Genomic DNA, 19,085 nt, shown 5'->3' with positions numbered 1-19,085 from the left:
GACGGCGGCTGCGGGCGGTACCGGGGTGCGGCGTGTTTGCTAGCGGTTGCGGAGCCCGGGTACGAAAAGGGCTGCCGTCCCGAAAGACGGCAGCCCCGAGGATCGTTTCCGAAGCCTGTTATTTCGCCTCGTGCGTCAGTTGCGACGGAGTTACTTTCACATATTCGTCCGACGACGGCGCCTTCACGTAGAACGTGATCTCGTTCCAGTCGTTCGGCCAGCCGTGTTTGATCATGTTGTTGAACACCATTTTGAACGGATGCTTGCCCGCCGCCATCGCTCGGGTGGTCTTGTGGCGCTGGAAGCGGCTCGCGCACTCCTGGCCGTTCTTCACCAGCAGCTCGCCGTCGATCCACAGTTCGTCCATGTCCGTCGTGAAGCCGTACACGCCGTCCTCAGGCAGTTCCACGAAACCTTCGTACACCGCCAGCGAATTCGGGCTGACCCCGGAATCAGGCACGCGGCCGCGCATGAAGTAACGTACCACGGTATCCTGTCCGAACTCGGCGCCCGCCATCTGTTCGTCCGTCACGTACAGTCCCGGAGCGACGCGCATCACGATGCCCGAATCCGCCCCGGCCACTTCCGTGGCCGGTTTCAGCGTCTGTTTTTCGACGCGGATCGTCCGAACGCGGCTCATTTTACCTTGCGGCAGCAGCGTCGCGATACGGATCGTCACCGGCTTGTCGCCTCCGATCATCAGGGTATCGGTATAGACGGCGGATTCCGGCGTCGGAACGGAACCGTCCAGCGTATAGACCATCGGCAGGTCGCGCGTATTGGCGAACGGTACGGCTGCCGAATCGCCCGTGAAGGCCACCAGATCGACCAGCGTGCCTTCCGGCATTGGAATGTGGTAGTTGATATTGTGGTAATCCAGCCGTACCTGCGCGTTGGTCAGGCGTCGCTGGAAATCGTCCCAATCCTTGCGGCTGTTCGGCGACCAGTCCACTTCGGCCAGCGCCAGCACGCGCGGGTAGTACATGTATTCGCGGTGCTCGTCCGAGAGGATGTATTCCGACCACAGGTTGGTCTGTACCCCGATGATATATTTACCGATCTCGGCAGGCATCGTATCGGGCACCGGGTTGTAGGCGTACACTTTGCCTACGGTCGAGTAACCTCCGATCGATGCGGGTTCCACCTCGGCCGCGCCTTGCAGGAAGTCGATGTAAAAACCGGCGCTGTTCGGGGTCATGATCACGTCGTGCTGCTGTTTGGCGGCCGCGATGCCTCCGGCTTCGCCGCGCCAGCTCATCACCGTGGCCGAGGGGGCCAGCCCGCCTTCCAGTATTTCGTCCCAGCCGATGATTTTCTTACCGTGGGCGTTGGCGAATTTTTCCATCCGGGTGATGGTATAGCTCTGCAACAGCTCTTCGGGGCTGTGCCGTTTACCGTCCTTGCCGGGTTTGAGCGCTTTTACGTCCAATCCTTCCGCCTTGATGCGTTTCTGGCAGTCAGGACACTCTTTCCAGCGCACTTTCGGGCATTCGTCGCCGCCGACATGGATATATTCGCTGGGGAACAGGGCGAACACTTCGGTCAGCACGTCTTCGAGGAAAGCGAAAGTAGCTTCTTTACCGGGACAGAAAACGTCGGGTTCCACCCCCCAGATGATGCGGGGCTGAGCGAACGGGCCGCCGGTGCACGAAAGTTCGGGATGCGATACCAACGCGGCCAGCGCGTGGCCCGGCATTTCGATTTCCGGAATCACGTCGATGAAACGTTCCTGCGCGTAGGCCACGACTTCCCTGATTTGCTCCTGGGTGTAAAAGCCGCCGTATTTCGAGCCGTCGCCTTCGGTGCGCACGGCGCCTTTCTCGGTCAGTTCGGGATATTTCTTGATTTCGATCGTCCAGAGCTGGTCGTCGGTCAGGTGCCAGTGGAACTTGTTGATCTTGAACATCGCCAGCACGTCGAGCTGCTTCTTGATGAAGTCCACGCCGGCGAAATGGCGGGCCGGGTCGAAGTGTACGCCGCGGTATTTGAAACGCGGCTGATCTTTGATCGTTACCGCCGGCACGGTCCATTCCACACCTTTGATTTTGGCGGGGCTTTCGATTTCCGCCGGGAGCAGTTGCAGCAGGGTCTGCATGCCGTAGAAAGCTCCGGCGGGCGTAGCGGCCGTGACGGTTACGCCTTTCGGGGTCGATATGAGGGTATAACCTTCGGGGGCGGAGATGGCGGTGTCCTGAACGAAATAGATGTAGTTGTCGGTCGGAGCGGCCTGTACGAGGGTCAGGTCGTATCCGGTCGAACCTTTGACTTTCGCGGCCAGGTATGCGGTGGCCGGAGCGAATTCCGGCACGCTGCATGCGATAGCGGTGTTTCCGTTCAGGGTAAAGGCTCCTTCGTTCCGGGTCATTTCGGCCGGTACGGGAATGACGTTTATCCCTTCGTTCCAGCTTCTTTTTTCGGGTGCCGAGCACGAGGCCAGCACCAGCGCGGCGGCGCAGGCCAGCGATGCGATGCCCGACAGGCGAATCTCTCTTTTCATAAATTTACGGTATGTTTATCGGGTTAATTTTCTCTTTTTATCGCTCGTTTATGCTGTACATCGATGCAGAGTCCACCGTTCTTTCTTTTCAAAAAAGAACCAAAGGCCGACGTAGTAATCGAGCGCCATCGAACTCATTCGGATGGCACTCGGCAGTTGCGTCGGTTTTCCGGTTCCTTTTTCACAAAAGGAACAGTACCCTCCAATACCAAAGTACGGATAAACGGACGGTTAAAGCGGTCAGAGTTGCGAAACCGTGGCTCCCGCTTTGGTATTCGCATCTTTTTCGATCTTCAGCAGTACCGGATAGGGAGCGTCGAGGCTGTAGGCGCTCCGGTTCAGCGGTTGCGCCAGCGCCGAAGCCGTGCGGCGGAAACGTTTCGTCGCGACCGTTTTGTCGCCGAACACCACCGTCACCGGTTTGTCCAGATCGACCAGCCCGTCGTTCAGGCCCACCAATACCACCGGCGAGTCGCTCTCTTCGATGCGAACCGTCTGGCCGTCGATCTCCGCCACGATCCTGGCGCCTGCGCGACGGTGGATTTCCGGTACGCCGAGCCAGTAGAAGTTATCGCGCAGCACATCGTCCTGTACCCAAATCACCCGTTTCGGATAGACGTTCCGCGTGAACTGCGCCATCCATGGAATCGCGATCGTGTCGCGGCGCAGCATCCAGTGGCCGCAGTCTTCGTAAATATGCGTATCGTGGATATATGTTCCCTCGCCCTCCGCGATGGCCAGCCTGTCGAGCGTGGTGCTGTACTGCCGTGCCAGCGAATTGCGGTCGTAAGCCGCATCCTGTCCGCCCATGTAGATGGCGAACGGCAGATTCCGCAGCGATTCGGGCCGCGCGTCGCCCGGATGACCGGCCATCATCGAAGCGGCGGCCCAATGGTCGGCCAGTCGCGGGGCCAGCTGGTACAACCCGTCGCCCCCGGCGGAATAGCCGAGTATATAGACTTTGTCCGGGTTCACGCCTTCGAAAAGCACGGCGGCGGCGATAGCCTTGCGCAGGAAATCGTCCATGTATTCCTGATGCCACATGTTCCAGCTGTCGGTCGGGGAACGGGGCACGAAATAAAGCCCTTCAGCGGGGCTGTACAGCCTTTTCTGGTTTTCCCACTGCTGGTCGTTGACTTCGGGCGGGGCGCCCCCGCCGCCGTGCAGCGAGATGTAGAGGCTGCGGCCGTCCGCAGGCGCCTCTTTCGGCCCGTAGATGGTGTCCCAGAATTTCATCCGGTACTCCCCGTTGGTGAATTCGTGGTTTTTCCATTCGTCGGCGAGCGCCTGGCGCAGTTTCGCGCGGCGTTCTTCGACAATGGTTTTCGACCGGGCGTCGCTGGCGGCCCGGGTGAGGGCCTTTTCGGCAGCCGAAGCGGTCGATACCGCGCCGCCGAACATCAGGCCGGCGGCCATGAAGGCAAATATGTGTCGGGTTTGCATAGGGTTGTGTTTTTTTTCGATTCGAATGACTTTACCCAAAGTCGGAGAGCGATCTCCCCATGGCGGGCCGGAGCCGACGACTACTCGAATTCGATGTCGCCGAAATATTCCGGCACATGGAAGTTGGGTTTTTCGGTCCCGATCGGCTGCCACGACAGGAAGTGGGGCCGGGAAAGGTCGTCGCCGCACTTATAGACGTTGGCGCGTGCCTTCAGTCCGTCCAGCGAGGCGAAACGGTGTGCGAAAAAGGCCGTTGCCGGAATCGCCACGTCCAGTTCCCAGCGGTTGTCGCCCCGGCGTTCCGCGAAATTCGTCCCGCCCAGCGACGAACGGCGCAGGATGGTACGCATCACTTCCGGGGCGGCGTGCGTTACGTCGGGTTTGGTCTTGCGAAAGCCCAGCAGGGCTTTGCCGATGCAGGAAAATTCGAAATTGTAGTAACCGGTGTCGTCGAACGAAATAAAAAATTCCACGGCCGAATCGGTCCACACGGGGCCGTTGTCTTCGGTTACTTCGGCTTTGGTGCACTCCTCCTCGACGCGGAACGTAAGCAGCAGGTGCGTGCCGTTGTGGGCGGCCGTGAAGGTCGTTTTCGGAGCATAAGGGTAGTCGGCCGCCCAGTTGTTGCAGGCCACGGCGCCGGACGATCCGGTCAGTTCCGCCGGAAGAGCCGGCGCGTCGATTTTCGGGATCTTAAGCATAACGTTCCAGCTCTTCTTTTACGATGCGCTGCATGTCGGCGTATTGCGCCTCCATGCTTTGCAGGAGTTTATATTGCGCCCGCGTCCGCACGAGGTTGTGGTCCGGGGACTTGATTTTGTAGTAGCGGTCGCCGTCGATATAGTCCATCAGGAAACGCAGCACCTGTTCGTAGGTGATGTATTTGGCCGAGAATGCGAGGTGTTCGGCTTCGGCGGGGGTCAGGAACGCGTGGGTTTCGGAGAGGTACCCTTCGGTATAGGCCTTGAAAATGTCGAGGCTCATGGATACGTTGTCCGGATTCGGGTCGTCTTCCAGCCCGGTGTTGGTGTACGAACGCATGGCGTCGCCGTAGTCGTTCAGACATGTGGCCGAAAGCACCGTGTCGAGGTCGATCACGCAGAGTACGTTCTCCTGTTTGTCGAACAGGATGTTATTGATTTTGGTGTCGTTGTGGGTCACGCGGGCGGGAATGGTACCCTCTTCGACCAAGCGCCAGAACGCGAGCATCTCTGCACGCCGGTCTTCGATCCAGCGGATCTCTTCGGCCACCTGGGCGGCGCGTCCGGCAGGGTCTGCGGCCAACGTTTCGTCCCACTGTTTGAAACGGAACCGGATATTGTGGAAGCCCGGCAGGATGTCGGTCAGCGGTTCCCTGAAATCGGCCAGCATGGCCTGGAAACGGCCGATCCCTTTGCCTCCCTGGTAGGCGAGCCGGGGCGTGTCGGCTTTCTGATAGGCGATCGTGCCGTCGATGAATTCGCACACGGCCCAGTATTCGCCTTCGTCGTCTTTGTAGTAGAGCTTGCCGTCGCGGGCGGGGGTTACGGTCAGGGCTTCGCGCCGGGGATCTCCGCCGCGGGCGATGATTTTGTTCTTGAGATGGTTGGTCACGCGCACGATGTTTTCCATCATGGCGGGAATGTTGGTGAAGATGTGCCGGTTTTTCCGCTGGAGGATGTAGTTCGGCGTGTGGGCCGAGGCGGTTTCGATGATGAAGGTGTCGTTGATGAAACCTTCGCCTAAGGGGCGCACGACGGCGATTTCGCCTTCGGTCTGGAAACGGCCGGCGATGGCACGTAATGTCTGATTCATGCGGTTCGGGTTGGTTTATGGGTTCGTTGCCGGCCTTTTGCGGTCGGTTCGACGGATAAAGATAATGGTTTTTCGGAAATTTCCGGGCTTGTTTGTCCGGGGGATTGCGAGCGCGTGACGCCATGCGAAGTCCTATGTCCGGTATCGGTCGTGCGGACGGCTGTATATCTTTTTTTAAAAGGTAGGGCTAAAACTAAATCTCCGCGTCAGTGGGCGGGCCGGACGCCTCCCCCCTCGGGAGGCCCGTTTTCCTGCCAGGCTCGATGCGGCACTACCGGATATCCGACCTCTGTCACTGATTGTGCGGATCTATGGAACCTATTTCGGAGAGCGCGGCAGGGGCGGAACGCAGCAGGCCCTCTTCCGTATTTCGGAAGAGGGCCTGCTGCGTTTGATAGGGGGGAGAAATTACATATTCATCCCGCCGCAGCAGTGCACGACCTGTCCGGTCACGTACCCGGCCATGTCCGAAGCAAGGAAAGTGCAGACGTTGGCCACGTCGTCCGGGGTACCGCCCCGTTTGAGCGGAATTTTCGATTCCCAGTCCTTACGGACGTCTTCCGGCAGCGCGCCCGTCATGTCGGTGATGATGAATCCCGGCGCGATGGCGTTGCAGCGGATGCCGCGCGACCCCAGCTCTTTGGCGGTCGATTTGGTGAGACCGATCATCCCGGCTTTCGAGGCCGAATAGTTGGCCTGGCCGGCATTCCCGCTGACCCCTACTACGGAACTCATGTTCACGATCGAACCGGAACGCTGTTTCATCATGAACGGAATGACGGCTTTGGTGAGGTTGAAAGCCGATTTGAGGTTCACGTTGATCACCATGTCCCACTGCTGTTCGGTCATGCGCATCAGAAGACCGTCGCGCGTGATGCCCGCGTTGTTCACCAGAATGTCCACCCGGCCGAAATCCTTGACGATCTGTTCGACGGTGGCTCCGGCCTGCGCGAAGTCGGCGGCGTTCGAGGCGTAACCTTTGGCTTTGACGCCCAGTGCGGCGATCTCTTTTTCCGTATTCCGGAAGTTGTCGTCTTCGTTCAGGTCGGTAAAGGCGACGGCGGCCCCTTCCTGAGCGAATTTCAGGGCGATGGCTTTGCCGATACCGCGGGCCGCGCCCGTAATGACAGCGACTTTTCCTTCGAGAAGTTTCATGCTTTGCTGTATGTTGGTTATATAAGACAAAGGTAACATTTTTCCCGGATATGGGACGAGGGAGTGGCCGGGCTTTGAAATTTTACCTACCTTTACGGCAACTTTCTTTCGAACGGGATATTACGTAACCAACCATCATAAACACCGAACAGGAAATGAACCGCGACACAGCCATTTTCGACCTTATCGGGCAGGAACGCGCCCGCCAGATGCACGGCATCGAACTGATCGCTTCCGAAAACTTCGTCAGCGAAGAGGTGATGGAGGCCATGGGCTCCGTCCTCACGAACAAGTACGCCGAAGGGTACCCGAATGCCCGTTATTACGGGGGGTGCCAGGTGATCGACCGGGTGGAACAGCTGGCGATTGACCGGGTGTGCGAGCTTTACGGGGCCGAATATGCCAACGTGCAGCCCCATTCGGGGGCGCAGGCCAATATGGCGGTATTCCTGTCGGTGATGAAACCGGGCGAGACCTTCATGGGGCTGGACCTGGCGCACGGGGGACACCTGACGCACGGGTCGCCGGTCAATTTTTCCGGGATACTCTACCATCCGGTGGCCTACCGGGTGGACGAGCAGACGGGAACGATCGATTACGACAAAATGGAGGCGCTGGCGTTGGAGCACAAGCCGAAAATGATTATCGGCGGGGCTTCGGCCTATTCGCGCGAATGGGATTACAAGCGCATGCGCGAGATTGCGGACAAGGTGGGGGCGGTGCTGTGGGTCGATATGGCGCATACGGCGGGACTGATCGCCGCGGGATTGCTGGAGAATCCGGTGAAGTGGGCGCATGTGGTGACTTCTACGACGCACAAGACGCTGCGCGGCCCGCGCGGGGGGATCATCCTCGTGGGCAAGGATTTCGAAAACTGGTGGGGGGTGAAGACGCCGAAGGGCGAAACGAAAAAGATGTCGGCCATCCTGAACAGCGCGGTGTTCCCGGGCGTACAGGGGGGGCCGCTGGAACATGTGATCGCGGCCAAAGCGGTAGCGTTCGGCGAGGCGCTCAAACCGGAATACAAAACGTATCAAAAACAGGTGCAGCGGAATGCGCAGGCGATGGCGGCGGCATTCGTGGCGAAGGGATACAAGATCATTTCGGGCGGAACGGACAATCACCTGATGCTGATCGACCTGCGTTCCAAGTTCCCGGAACTGACGGGCAAGCAGGCGGAACGCTCGCTGGTGGCGGCAGACATTACGACCAACAAGAACATGGTGCCGTTCGACAGCCGTTCGCCGTTCCAGACTTCGGGCATCCGGGTGGGTACGCCGGCAATCACGACGCGGGGACTCAGGGAGGAGCATATGCCGGTAATCGTGGAACTGATCGACCGGGTGCTGAACGCGCCGGAGGACGAGGGGGTTATCGCGGCGGTCCGCGGAGAGGTCAATGCGCTGATGGAGGGTTTCCCGCTTTTCACCTGGTAAACCTTTCGCTCCCGATTTTTAACCGTCCGTTTCGGTTAAGCTGGCACTCCTTCGGCTTTGCGCCCACCCCATCGGAGCAAACTCCCGGTCGGAGTGCCCGGAGGCACCGCGAAAGCCGGCGATTCTGATGAATCGCATCAATAAAAAAACTACGGTTTACAAGTACCCCCGATTTCTTACTTTGGTATCGAAGTACGAGTAGAGACTACTGCTCCGGGAATGTGCGATTTTCCGTTCCGACGGGAGTCGGGAGCGGGGAATCGCATTCCCGGCGACTTTTTTGCTTACTTTTTTGGTCGCGCAAAAAAGTAAGTGCCCCCGCGGCATGAGCGGGTGAAGAAAGAGCAAACGCCCGTCGGCGAAAGACAACAGTACAATTAAACCGTACGATTTTGTGTAAAATTTTCCCTTTGTCAGGCCGGAACCACCCCCGGCGTAGGCCTGCAACTGCGCGGTGCTTGTTACGGCCCCGCTGGCTCCGGCCATAATTAATCGTACGATTAAGTAATCGGGACATGCTTTGCGACCTTTAGGTCGCGCGGGCCGCAGCCTCCCGCAGCGGAGGCCCGCTCGCTCGCACAGCTCGTTCCCGTTCCCCGCAGGCTGCGCCCCATTACAAAGAAACGTACGGTTAATCGTCCGCATAGCGGCCAGCCCGAACGACGCAACAGCCGAGTGCCATCCGAACGAGCTCCATGGCGCCCGGTTGCTGCGTCGGCTCTTTGGTTCTTTCTTTGAAAAGAAAGAACGGTTGCTTCAAAACTTAACGTACTGAATAAACGAACGGATAAACAGATAAAATTATGGAATTGATCGACGGGAAAGAAGTAGCCGCCGCGCTCAAGCGGAAGATGGCCGAAGAAGTCGCCGTAATGGAGCGTAAACCCACCCTGGTAGCGATTCTCGTTGGGCACGACGGTGCCAGCGAGACCTACGTAGGGCATAAAGAGAAAGCCTGCAAAGAGATCGGGTTCAACTCCGCCGTACTGCGCTTCGAAGATACCATCACCGAAGACGCCCTGCTCGCCGAAATCGGCAAACTCAACGACGACCCGCAGGTGGACGGCTTTATCGTGCAGATGCCGCTGCCGAGACACATTTCCGAACAGAAAGTAATCGAAGCCATCGATCCCCGAAAAGACGTGGACGGTTTCCACCCCGTCAATGTGGGACGGATGATCCTCGGGCTGCCCGCATACGTTTCCGCGACCCCCGAAGGGATCTGCGAACTGTTGCGGTACTACAGGATACCGACCGCCGGAAAACACTGCGTGGTGGTCGGCCGCAGCAACATCGTCGGTCGTCCGATGGCAAACCTGCTCTCGGACAAAGAGTTCAACTGCACCGCTACCTTGTGCCACAGCCGGACGGAAAACCTGAAAGAGATCTGCGCCTCGGCGGATATTCTGGTCGCCGCTTTAGGCAAAGCCGAATTTGTCACCGCCGATATGGTCAAACCGGGCGCCGTGGTGATCGACGTCGGGATCACACGCGTACCGAGCGACAAAACCCGGAACGGCTGGAAACTGTTAGGCGACGTGAAATTCGACGAAGTGGCGCCGAAATGCAGTTACATCACCCCCGTACCGGGCGGAGTAGGACCGATGACGATCGTGAGCCTGATGAAAAACACGCTGCTCGCAGCCAAAGGAACCATATACGGGAAATAAACGCCCCGGAGCCGTTCCCCTCTCCAGGCGACCGAATGGGAGTGGAAATGGGATCGACCGGCAGGGTATTCGGAAAAACTACGGTTAATCGTCCACTGTGTAGCGGCCAGCCCGAACCGACGCAGCAGCCGAGCTGCGTACTGAGACCTAAAGGCCGCTTGCGGACTTTGGCGAGGCAGCGCGAGGAAGCCACCGGCAAACCGTAGGTAAAAAAGTATGCGCCCCGTCGGCATAAGGCGTCCGGAGAAGCTGGTGCCCCTGCAGCATAAGCGGGCGAAGAGAAACAAACGCCCGTCGGCGAAAGCATATGATAAACCTGCGGTTATCTGTCGAATGTTTCCTTTTTCTGCCCGGAGCCACCCGGAATCAAGGCGCAAACAATCTTCGCCGGCATCGGACAGTGCAGTCGTAATAAAGTCTGAAGGCTAAGGGGGCCGATCCGGCTGGGGAGCGTCATCGGGTTCTCGGACGGCCGGATACAGGTAGGGAAAACCGGTCCTTCCGGGAGTACTCGCGGGTAACGGCGGCAGGCCGGAGAGAGAGGAATTATTCGGCGAGTATCCGGCCGGTCAGGAATTCATCGCCTCCCGCATAGCCCGAGGCTTCAGGCACGGCGGAAGCCGGCATTCCCAGTTCCACCGGTACGATCCGGTTCACCCACTCCCGCCGGTACGGCACCGCCACGCGGATATAGTTGTCCGTGAAACCCGTCATGCGGCCTCCCCGCATCGTCGATTCGAACAGCACCGGCCGTACCTGCCCCGTAAAGCGGGCGCAGAACTCCGCATGCAATTCCGCCGATAACCGCCCCAAACGGGCCACCCGTTCCGCCGCTGTTTCCGGCGCCACTTGCTGCGGGAATTCCGCCGCCGGCGTCCCCGGCCTCACGGAATAGGGAAAGATATGCAGGTAAGCAGGCCGGATCGTCTCCGCCAGGAAACGGTATGCGTCCGCGAAGTCATCTTCCGTTTCGCCGGGAAAGCCCACGATCACGTCGATACCCAGAAAAGCGTCCGGCATCGCCTCCCTTACCCGTGCGATCCGCTCCGCGAAACGCCCCGTGTCGTACCGCCGCCGCATCCGGCGCAGGATCCGGTCGCTGCCCGATTGCAAAGGAATATGGAAATGCGGTACGAATTTTTCCGACGCGGCGCAGAACGCGATCACCTCGTCCGTCAGCAGGTTCGGCTCGATGGACGAGATGCGGTACCGTTCGATATCTTTCACCGCGTCCAACGCCGTAACCAGTTGCAGGAAGGATTCCCCCGTCGTGCGGCCGAAATCGCCGATATTGACCCCTGTCAGCACGATCTCCTTCACGCCGCGCGCCGCAATCTGTTCCGCCTCGCCGACCAGCTCGGCCGCCGGTATGTTGCGGCTGGCCCCGCGCGCGTCCGGGATCGTACAATACGAACAACGGTAGTTGCAGCCGTCCTGCACTTTGAGAAAGGCCCGCGTGCGGTCGCCGGTCGAGAAAGCGGCGAAGAACGAACGTATCTCCTCGGCGGCACATGTGTGCACTTCGAGCCGCCGTTCGCCCCGCCCCAACATCGCTGCCACCTGTGCGTAGAGCGATCCCTTTTCGTTATTGCCGACCACGATGTCCACCCCTTCGATGGCCGCCAGGTCCTGAGGGCGGAGCTGGGCGTAACACCCCGTTACGGCTACCAGTGCGCCGGGATTCTCGCGTACCGCCCGCCGCACGACATGGCGGCATTTTTTGTCTGCGTGTTCGGTCACCGAACAGGTGTTGATCACGCAGATGTCCGCCCGCTCTCCTTTCGCGGCACGGGCATAGCCGCCTTCTTCGAATTGGCGGGCGATGGTTGCGGTCTCGGAAAAGTTGAGTTTGCAGCCTAAGGTATAAAAAGCGACTTTGAGCGTTCGGACTTCCATTTCGGTCGGTTTATGGATTTGAACGGTACAGCCTTGTTGCCGGGCTGTCCGAAAGCGTTTTTTGCGGAGACTGACCGTATATATCGGTATGCCCGTGCAGAAGATTTCGTCCCTTGGACACGGGTCAGTCTTTCCGGCAATCGTAAATAGCGTTGTGCCGGTCTGTTTTGTATAGGTTCTCTCCGCGGTGGAGCAGCCCCCCCGAACGAGTCCGGCGGTACTGTTGGAGCCAGCATCGCAAAAATAGCATTGTTTTTCGAACAAAACCGCAGTCTGCGGGGAACGGGAAGTTATAACCCGGTCGGAGGGTCCGGCGGCACCGCAAAAACCGCAATGCGGCTTGGGGGCGAATAAGCCGGCGATTCTAAAGAATCGCATCAATAAAAACGTAGGGTTATCTGGCCCGCAGCCTGCGGGGCACGGGAACGAGTATCGCGAGCGAGCGGGCCTCCGCTGCGGGAGGCTGCGGCCCGCGCGACCGGAAGGTCGCAAAGCATGTCCTTAACATTTAACCCTACAGTTAAATGGCCGGGATATATTTTATGACCGGAAAGTCGCGCGGGCGATATGTACTCCATTTCCCAATGTACCTCTTGACTAACAGCCGCACCTATTCCCAGAGGTTCCGCAGGTCGCCTATGGAGACATCCCGGAAACCGTCTGCCAGCAGGTCGTAGTCGCCGCGCTGCCGGATCGTCTCGCGCGGGAAAGTAGAAGCGAGCGCGACCACTTTGGCCCCGGCGCTGCGGGCGGCCTGCATGCCGACGAAGGCGTCTTCGAAAACGACGCAATGGTCGGGCCGTACATCCAATTTTTTCGCCGCGAGCAGATAGACCTCCGGGTCGGGTTTGCTGCGGGTGATTTCGGAACCGGACGCGACGGCATCGAAATACCGGGAAATACGACAGCGGTCGAGGACGAAATCGACATTCACCCGCGGCGCGGAGCTGCCCACGGCGATTTTTACGCCGGCTGCCCGTAAGGCTGCCAGCAATTCCATAAGGCCGGGGGCAGGTTCCATGACGGGGTCGTAGAGTTCGCGGTAGATCGCTTCTTTCTCCTGCGAGAGGCGTTCGACCTCCCCGGCCGGAATGTCGTCGCGACCGAAGAGATGCCCCATGATGACGGCGTTGGTGGAACCGAAATAGGGCAAAAGGGCGGAGGTGTCGAAGCCGGGTATGCCGTGGCGGCGGGCGAACTCCGCGAAAGCGCGCAAATGGGCGTCGCGGTTATCGACGATTACGCCGTCCATATCGAAAAGAGCAGCCTGAAGCATAGGTCGCGAATGTTGGAAATGAAAAACCGCCTGCCGTATATCGATCGAGGCAGGCGGTCGCAAAGGTAACGTTTTTTCGGGGCTTTGGGTCGTCTCAGACCTCCAACGGAATCGATACGAGCCGAAATTCCCCGTTTTGCGTGTCGAGTTCGACAGCGTAAAGAACAGAATCGTCGGGTTCCACGCAAAAATCGATCAGCAACTTATCGATCTGATAGAAATGCCGTTCGTTTCCATCCCAGTCGAAGACCGCGATGCCATGAATGGCATCCATCTCTTTGGTACCGCGGTAAGTGCCGTAGATATAGCGGTCGGTGGAGCTGATATCTCCGAACCCGAAAACCGTCTTTTCGTTGGGGCCGATTGCGGCGCCTTCGGCCATTTCCGGTTTATGGAAATAACGCACGGCGTACGGACGGATACCGCCGTCCCGCAGGTCGAGGATTTCCAGAACGCACCCGTATTTCAGCCCGAAAGCCATTTTCGAGCCGTCGGGCGATACGGTCGCCGTGCAATCGACATAGCTTTTCCGCATCAAGGCGGTGTCTTCCGCCGCCGGATAGGTATCGTACCGGGCCGTACAAATCCCGTCGCGGAACCGGGCCAGACGGGCCTGACCATAAACTCCCGATCCTCTCGACAAAATGCCGTCGGCCGTATGCCACATCTTTGTCGGCGTAGTTACGGAATCCGGCAGGGTAAACTCGCGTTCCGGGAGCCGTTTCCCATACCGGATCAGGGAATCGAGGTCGAATTCGAGTATCTTGTAGGTCGATCGGTCGGTCACGAACAGCCGCCCATTGGCTGGCGAAACGTCGATCGTCGAGACCTGGACGGCCTCTCCCGGTCCTTTCCCCGGAGGAACCGCCATGCCGATCCGCTCGCCGGTATGCTTGTCGAAAAAGTGGACCCATCCGTCCGCATGGCGGGAGGCGACGATCAGCCAGTCTTTATATAAAGCCATGGCGCCGGAACCGTACAGGACAAGCGAATCGCGAAGCACTTCCGTTTGCGGGACGGAACGAGCGGGGAACACGGGCGGCGCATAGTTCTCGCAAGGCTGCTGCCGTCCGCATCCGGCCAACGCCAGACCGAGAAACGACGTAAACAGGATTTTACGCATGTCGGACGAAAATTAGAGAATCCATGTACCGCAATTGGGACACGGCCCCATCGCCTGAAGTTTGGGACCGGGCCAACCGGCGCTTAGTTTCTCACCGCATTTGGAGCAAGTGGCTTCGCACTTGTACAAAAAACTATTGCCGCATTTGCCGACGACGATTCCCGTTTCGTCCGTATCGAGGCCGAGCGCCTCGATATTGGCGAGGGTCAGATCGGAGACCTGCGGTTCGGGCTGCGCCAGACGATAGGCCGTAAATACGCCAGCGCCCAGCGACAAGGCGGCAACGATCGTCAGCATTTTAACCGGGCTAATTTTTTCTTGTTCATAACCATATGATTTTATGGTTATGTTTCACAGTAATACAAAATGACATCATACAAATTTTAAACAGAATCGAAATCCGGTTTTCTCTGCCGGGGCCGTTATTCCCGCACATAAATCCGCTTGATGCGGGCCGACACCGAAGTCAGCACCTCGTACGAGATGGTACCCAGCACCTCGGCCACCTCCCGCACCGTCGGCCGTTCGCCGAAGATCACCACCTCGTCCCCTTCGCGGGCCTCCGGTACGGCCGTAATGTCGATCATGCAGGTGTCCATGCAGATATTGCCGAATGTCGGACACAATACCCCGCGGATACAGACCTGCCCCGCCCCGCGTCCCAGGCCGCGGTCCATGCCGTCGGCGTAGCCGATCGGGATGGTTGCCGTCCGCATCGGCCCGGTCGCTACGCCCCGGCGGTTGTAACCCACCGTATCGCCCCTGTCGAGGGTCTTGATCTGCACGATCTGCGTGCGGAGCGTGGCCGCCGCCTGCAACGCAGGGTCTTCGATGCCGTAAAGCCCCACGCCGAGGCGCACCATGTCGAAGTGGGCTTCGGGGAAACGGGCGATGCCTGCGCTGTTGCAGATGTGTCGCAGGATAGAGGGATCGCCCAGCGTTTCGACGATCCGGCCGCTCATCCGGGTGAACAGGGCGATCTGCCCGCGGGTGAAATCGTCTTCGGCGGGGTCTTCGGAAGCCGCCAGGTGCGAGAATATCGACCTTACTTTCACCGCGTGTTCGTCTTTCAGCAGGACGCAGAGTTCCGGCAGCTCCTGCGGCATGAAACCGAGGCGGTGCATGCCGGTGTCCATCTTCAGATGGATGGGCGCTTCCGTAATCCCCCGGCTGCGTATTTCGGCGGCATAGCCTTTCAGGGAAGAGAACGAATAGATTTCGGGTTCGAGATCGTAGTCGGCCATCACGGCGAAGCTGCCGGGATCGGAATTGAGTACCACGATCGGCAGGCGGATGCCCGCTTCGCGCAAGGCGACGCCTTCGTCGGCGAAGGCGACGGCCAGGTAATCGACTCCTTCGTGCTGGAGCATGGCGGCGATTTCAACCGAACCGGTACCGTAAGAGTGGGCTTTGACCATCGCCATCACCCGGGTTCCGGGGCGGAGCATGGCGCGAAAGTGGCCGAGGTTGGCGGCCAGCGCGCCGAGATTCACTTCGAGGGTGGTGGTATGGGTGCGTTTTTCCAGCATCCGGCTGATACGCTCGAAACCGAACGCGCGGCTCCCTTTCACGAGGATGAAGCGGCCGGCAAAACGTTCCTTGTCGATATGGCGCAGGAAATCGTCGGTGGCGGCGTGCAAATGGACATGTTCCGAGCCGAGCAGCGCGACGAAATGGTGCGCGGCCGAGGCGATGCCGGGGCCGATGCCGGTAAAATCGGCGATACCGTGTTCGCGGACGAGGGCGGCGACCTGGCGGTACAATTCGTCGGATTTCAGCCCGGCCTGCAGGATGTCGGACAGGATCAGCGCTTTGGGCCGGTCGCCGGCGTTGTGGTCGAGGTAGTCGAGCGCGATGCCCAGCGAGGTCAGGTCGCTGTTGTAGGAGTCGTTGATGACGGTGCTGCCGAGTATCCCTTCACGCAGTTCGAGCCGCATGGCGACGGGCTGCAACCCGTCGAGAGGCTTGGGCGCGATGCCGAGCAACCGGTAGAGGGCGACGACGTGGGCGGCGTTCTCGCGCGAGGCGTAGTCGCCGAAGTGTTCCGCGAGGCCGGTCGCCAGGTCGGTCCGCCAGCCGTGCAACCGTTCGGGGCATTTCCCGTACCGTTTGCCGATATGTTTGGCGATCAGGGGGATGTCGGCGCGGTAGATGATCGATTCGGCATTGCGGAACAGTTTGAGTTTTTCGTCCAGTTTCTGTTCGTCGGAGTTGAAATTTTCACCGTGGGCGGCGCCGATATTGGTCAGGATACCGATCTGGGGCCGGATCATGGCTTCGAGCCGTTCCATCTCGCCGGGGCGGGAGATGCCGGCTTCGATCACGACCAACTGTTCGTCGCCCCGGATCATCAGCAGCGAGAGGGCTACGCCTAACTGCGAATTGTAGCTGCGGGGGCTGCGGAACAGCCGGCCGGCGCCCTCCGGCCAGAGCTGAGCGATCCACTCCTTGACGACGGTCTTGCCGTTGCTGCCCGTTATGGCCGCTACGGTGCCGTTGTATTGCTGGCGGTGGTATGCGGCGAGGGCCTGCAATGCGTCGAGGGTATCGGGAACGGTGACGAACGACGCATCGGGCATCGGTGCCGCGGGCGGGTCGGGGACGTATCCGACGAGAAAGCTGCGGACACCGCGGCGGTAGAGTTCTTCGATGTAGCGGTGGCCGTCGTGGTTGGGACCGACCAGAGCGACGAACAGGGTTTCGCCCGGCGCGGCGATGCTGTTGCGGCTGTCGGTAGCGACGGCGGCGACGCGCCGGTCGTCGCCGTGCAGAGCACCGCCCGTAACGGCGGCTATGTGGGATAGGGTATAGTCCATAACGGAGCCAGTTTTATCGGCTTCGCAAAGTTAAGGTTTTACCCCAAGAACGGTTATAAATATTGTCGGGAAAACCTGTCTCCTGCGTCGGCGGGTGTTTGTCCTTTCTTCACCCGCTCGTGCCGCGGGGGCACTTTCTTTCTTGTGCGACCAAGCAAGAAAGCAAAGAAATCGCACATTCCCGGAGCAGCAGTCTCTACTCGTACTTCGATACCAAAGTAAGAAGTCGGGAGAACTTTTTAAACCTACAGTTATTTCTAAGATTTAAGGTTGGACGCCCGGTCTTGGGTAGTTACAGCCCGGTTCGAGTGCCGAGCGGCACCGGGCTCCTGTGGGGAGGCGTCCGACCCGCCCGCTGACACAGAATTTTACTCTTAACAGTGTGGTTAATTATCCGCGTAGCGGCCAGCCCGAACTGAGGCGCCAGGAGGAAGCCGGAACGGCAACCCACCCCCGGCGCAGGGCTGCCACACTCGCGAAGCTCGGTCTTGTCCTCGCTGGCTCCGGCCTTGAACCTACAAATTAAAAGTACGATGAAAATATAAATTTCCGCGTCAGCAGACAAACCGGGCTGTAATTACCCATAACCTCCCGGGTGTCCGGATTATACACCCTATTATATACTTCGATATACCCATTGGTTTTCGTCGATACGTTTTTGGCTCGCGCCGTCCCCCGACAGCAGAGAGCATTCCCGGTCGGTTCGGCGGTGCCGCCGAACCGACCGGGAAGGTCTGTATTTAATATAATCGGGCTTCGGTTTTACGGATTACGGGGTTACTGCATGAAAATCGGGGATAACGGCTCCGGGTGATTTTCGAGATTCACCGCCGAAGGATAGGAAACCATCCGCTGAACCGAAAAAAGACAAAACCGTACAACGCAACCCTGCGTTTTACGGTCTGCGGGCGGTGTCTCTCCTTTCGGTTGTTCTGTGTTTTTCGGTCCGCGCGGGCTTTTCTTAGAGAATATTCACCTCCATCGAGAGCGTGATGCCGAATTTTTTTTCCACGTCGCAGATGATGCGTCGGGCGAGGTTCAGAATCTCCTGCGCGGTCGCGCCGCCGAGATTCACGAGCACAAGCGCCTGCCGGGGATGAACGCCCACCGTACCGCAGCGGAAACCTTTCCAGCCCGCACGGTCGATCAGCCAGGCCGCCGGAATCTTGACCTGCGTCCCGTTATCGCACGGGTAACCCGGCATGTCGGGGTACTGTCGCCGCAATGCCTCGGCCTGTCCGGCCGGGACGACGGGATTTTTGAAAAAGCTCCCGGCGTTCCCCGCGACTGCGGGATCGGGCAGCTTCTCCCGGCGGATGGCGATCACGGCCCGCCGGATATTTTTCAGCGAAGGGCCGCCCAGCTCCATGACCCGGTCTCGCAAATCTCCGTATCCTATATTATAGGTATATTTCCCACCGGCTTCGGGCGCGAGCCGGAACTCCACCGCCGTGACGACGGCCCGCCCTCGCAGCGGACCTTTGAAAACGGAATCGCGGTAGCCGAAAGCGCAATCTTTTCCTGCGATACGTACCGTTTCGAGAGTCTCCGTATCGAAATATTCGACCGTCTCGATCGTATCCTTGGCCTCGGCTCCGTACGCGCCGATATTTTGAACCGGGGCGGCGCCGGCATAGCCGGGGATCAGCGACAGATTCTCCAGCCCGCCCAGACCGCGTTCCACCGCCCAGCCCACCAGATCGTCCCAGACGACGGCGGCTTCGGCCCGCACCAGACCGGGTTCGGGTTCCGAGATACCGTCGGCCGTCGGATGAAGGACGACGCCGGGAAAATTGCCCGTCAGGATGATATTGCTGCCGCCGCTGAGCACATACCACGGAAGGTCGCGTTCGCGGCAGGCGAGGATCAGTTCGCGCAACCGGTCGTTCGTGCGGAATTCGGCCCAGTGCCGGGCGGTAGCGTCGAGGCCGAAGGTATTACGGCCGCGGAGTGTGAAATTGTCGGAAAAATTGGTCATC

The 19,085-nt window shown here is 59.3% G+C and carries 13 protein-coding genes; 2 read left to right on the top strand and 11 right to left on the bottom strand.

Annotated features, from left to right (window positions below):
- Positions 1-118 precede the first annotated feature (118 nt).
- From RIKMI_RS0101835 to fabG, 5 genes are all read right to left on the bottom strand, one after another.
- A complete protein-coding gene (locus tag RIKMI_RS0101835) occupies positions 119-2,497 on the bottom strand; it encodes a family 20 glycosylhydrolase (RefSeq protein WP_027290237.1) in 2,379 nt (792 codons plus the stop codon).
- A gap of 240 nt (positions 2,498-2,737) precedes the next feature.
- On the bottom strand, positions 2,738-3,940 hold the full coding sequence (locus RIKMI_RS12665) for an alpha/beta hydrolase (RefSeq protein ID WP_115356409.1): 1,203 nt from the start codon (positions 3,938-3,940) through the stop codon (positions 2,738-2,740).
- A gap of 80 nt (positions 3,941-4,020) precedes the next feature.
- Complete coding sequence (locus RIKMI_RS0101825) at positions 4,021-4,641, bottom strand: carbohydrate-binding family 9-like protein (RefSeq protein ID WP_027290236.1); 621 nt, start codon at positions 4,639-4,641, stop codon at positions 4,021-4,023.
- Complete coding sequence (locus RIKMI_RS0101820) at positions 4,634-5,734, bottom strand: phosphotransferase enzyme family protein (RefSeq protein ID WP_027290235.1); 1,101 nt, start codon at positions 5,732-5,734, stop codon at positions 4,634-4,636. The genes RIKMI_RS0101825 and RIKMI_RS0101820 overlap by 8 nt, the downstream gene beginning before the upstream one ends.
- A gap of 408 nt (positions 5,735-6,142) precedes the next feature.
- A complete protein-coding gene (fabG, locus tag RIKMI_RS0101815) occupies positions 6,143-6,889 on the bottom strand; it encodes a 3-oxoacyl-[acyl-carrier-protein] reductase (protein WP_027290234.1) in 747 nt (248 codons plus the stop codon).
- A 155-nt stretch (positions 6,890-7,044) separates the two neighbouring features.
- Between fabG and glyA the strand changes: the two genes are divergently transcribed.
- Together glyA and RIKMI_RS0101800 are read left to right on the top strand one after the other, a co-directional pair.
- Entirely contained in the window at positions 7,045-8,325 is a 1,281-nt protein-coding gene (gene glyA / locus RIKMI_RS0101810) for a serine hydroxymethyltransferase (RefSeq protein WP_027290233.1), read from the top strand.
- An 803-nt stretch (positions 8,326-9,128) separates the two neighbouring features.
- A complete protein-coding gene (locus RIKMI_RS0101800) occupies positions 9,129-9,995 on the top strand; it encodes a bifunctional 5,10-methylenetetrahydrofolate dehydrogenase/5,10-methenyltetrahydrofolate cyclohydrolase (RefSeq protein ID WP_027290231.1) in 867 nt (288 codons plus the stop codon).
- A 546-nt stretch (positions 9,996-10,541) separates the two neighbouring features.
- Here RIKMI_RS0101800 and mtaB read toward each other — a convergent pair.
- The 6 genes from mtaB to murB form a co-directional block, all read right to left on the bottom strand.
- Positions 10,542-11,891, bottom strand: a complete 1,350-nt coding sequence (gene mtaB, locus RIKMI_RS12660) for a tRNA (N(6)-L-threonylcarbamoyladenosine(37)-C(2))-methylthiotransferase MtaB (RefSeq protein ID WP_051214228.1) — start codon at positions 11,889-11,891, stop codon at positions 10,542-10,544.
- 610 nt (positions 11,892-12,501) lie between these two features.
- Positions 12,502-13,167: an HAD family hydrolase gene (locus RIKMI_RS0101790; RefSeq protein ID WP_027290230.1), complete on the bottom strand. Its 666-nt coding sequence runs from the start codon at positions 13,165-13,167 to the stop codon at positions 12,502-12,504.
- Between the two features lie 94 nt (positions 13,168-13,261).
- Positions 13,262-14,290: a BF3164 family lipoprotein gene (locus RIKMI_RS0101785; RefSeq protein ID WP_027290229.1), complete on the bottom strand. Its 1,029-nt coding sequence runs from the start codon at positions 14,288-14,290 to the stop codon at positions 13,262-13,264.
- Between the two features lie 12 nt (positions 14,291-14,302).
- Complete coding sequence (locus RIKMI_RS0101780; RefSeq protein WP_027290228.1) at positions 14,303-14,587, bottom strand: hypothetical protein; 285 nt, start codon at positions 14,585-14,587, stop codon at positions 14,303-14,305.
- A gap of 125 nt (positions 14,588-14,712) precedes the next feature.
- Entirely contained in the window at positions 14,713-17,106 is a 2,394-nt protein-coding gene (gene alr / locus RIKMI_RS0101775) for an alanine racemase (protein WP_027290227.1), read from the bottom strand.
- Positions 17,107-18,067: 961 nt separating this feature from the next.
- Positions 18,068-19,084 (bottom strand): UDP-N-acetylmuramate dehydrogenase, encoded by a 1,017-nt coding sequence (gene murB / locus RIKMI_RS0101765; protein WP_027290225.1) that lies wholly within the window; start codon positions 19,082-19,084, stop codon positions 18,068-18,070.
- Between the last annotated feature and the right edge of the window lies 1 nt (position 19,085).

This window comes from Rikenella microfusus DSM 15922, from assembly GCF_000427365.1.
Classification (GTDB): Bacteria; Bacteroidota; Bacteroidia; order Bacteroidales; family Rikenellaceae; genus Rikenella; species Rikenella microfusus.
The sequence above is the reverse complement of the archived record's forward strand: the minus strand, read 5'-3'. Positions and strand labels throughout refer to the sequence as shown.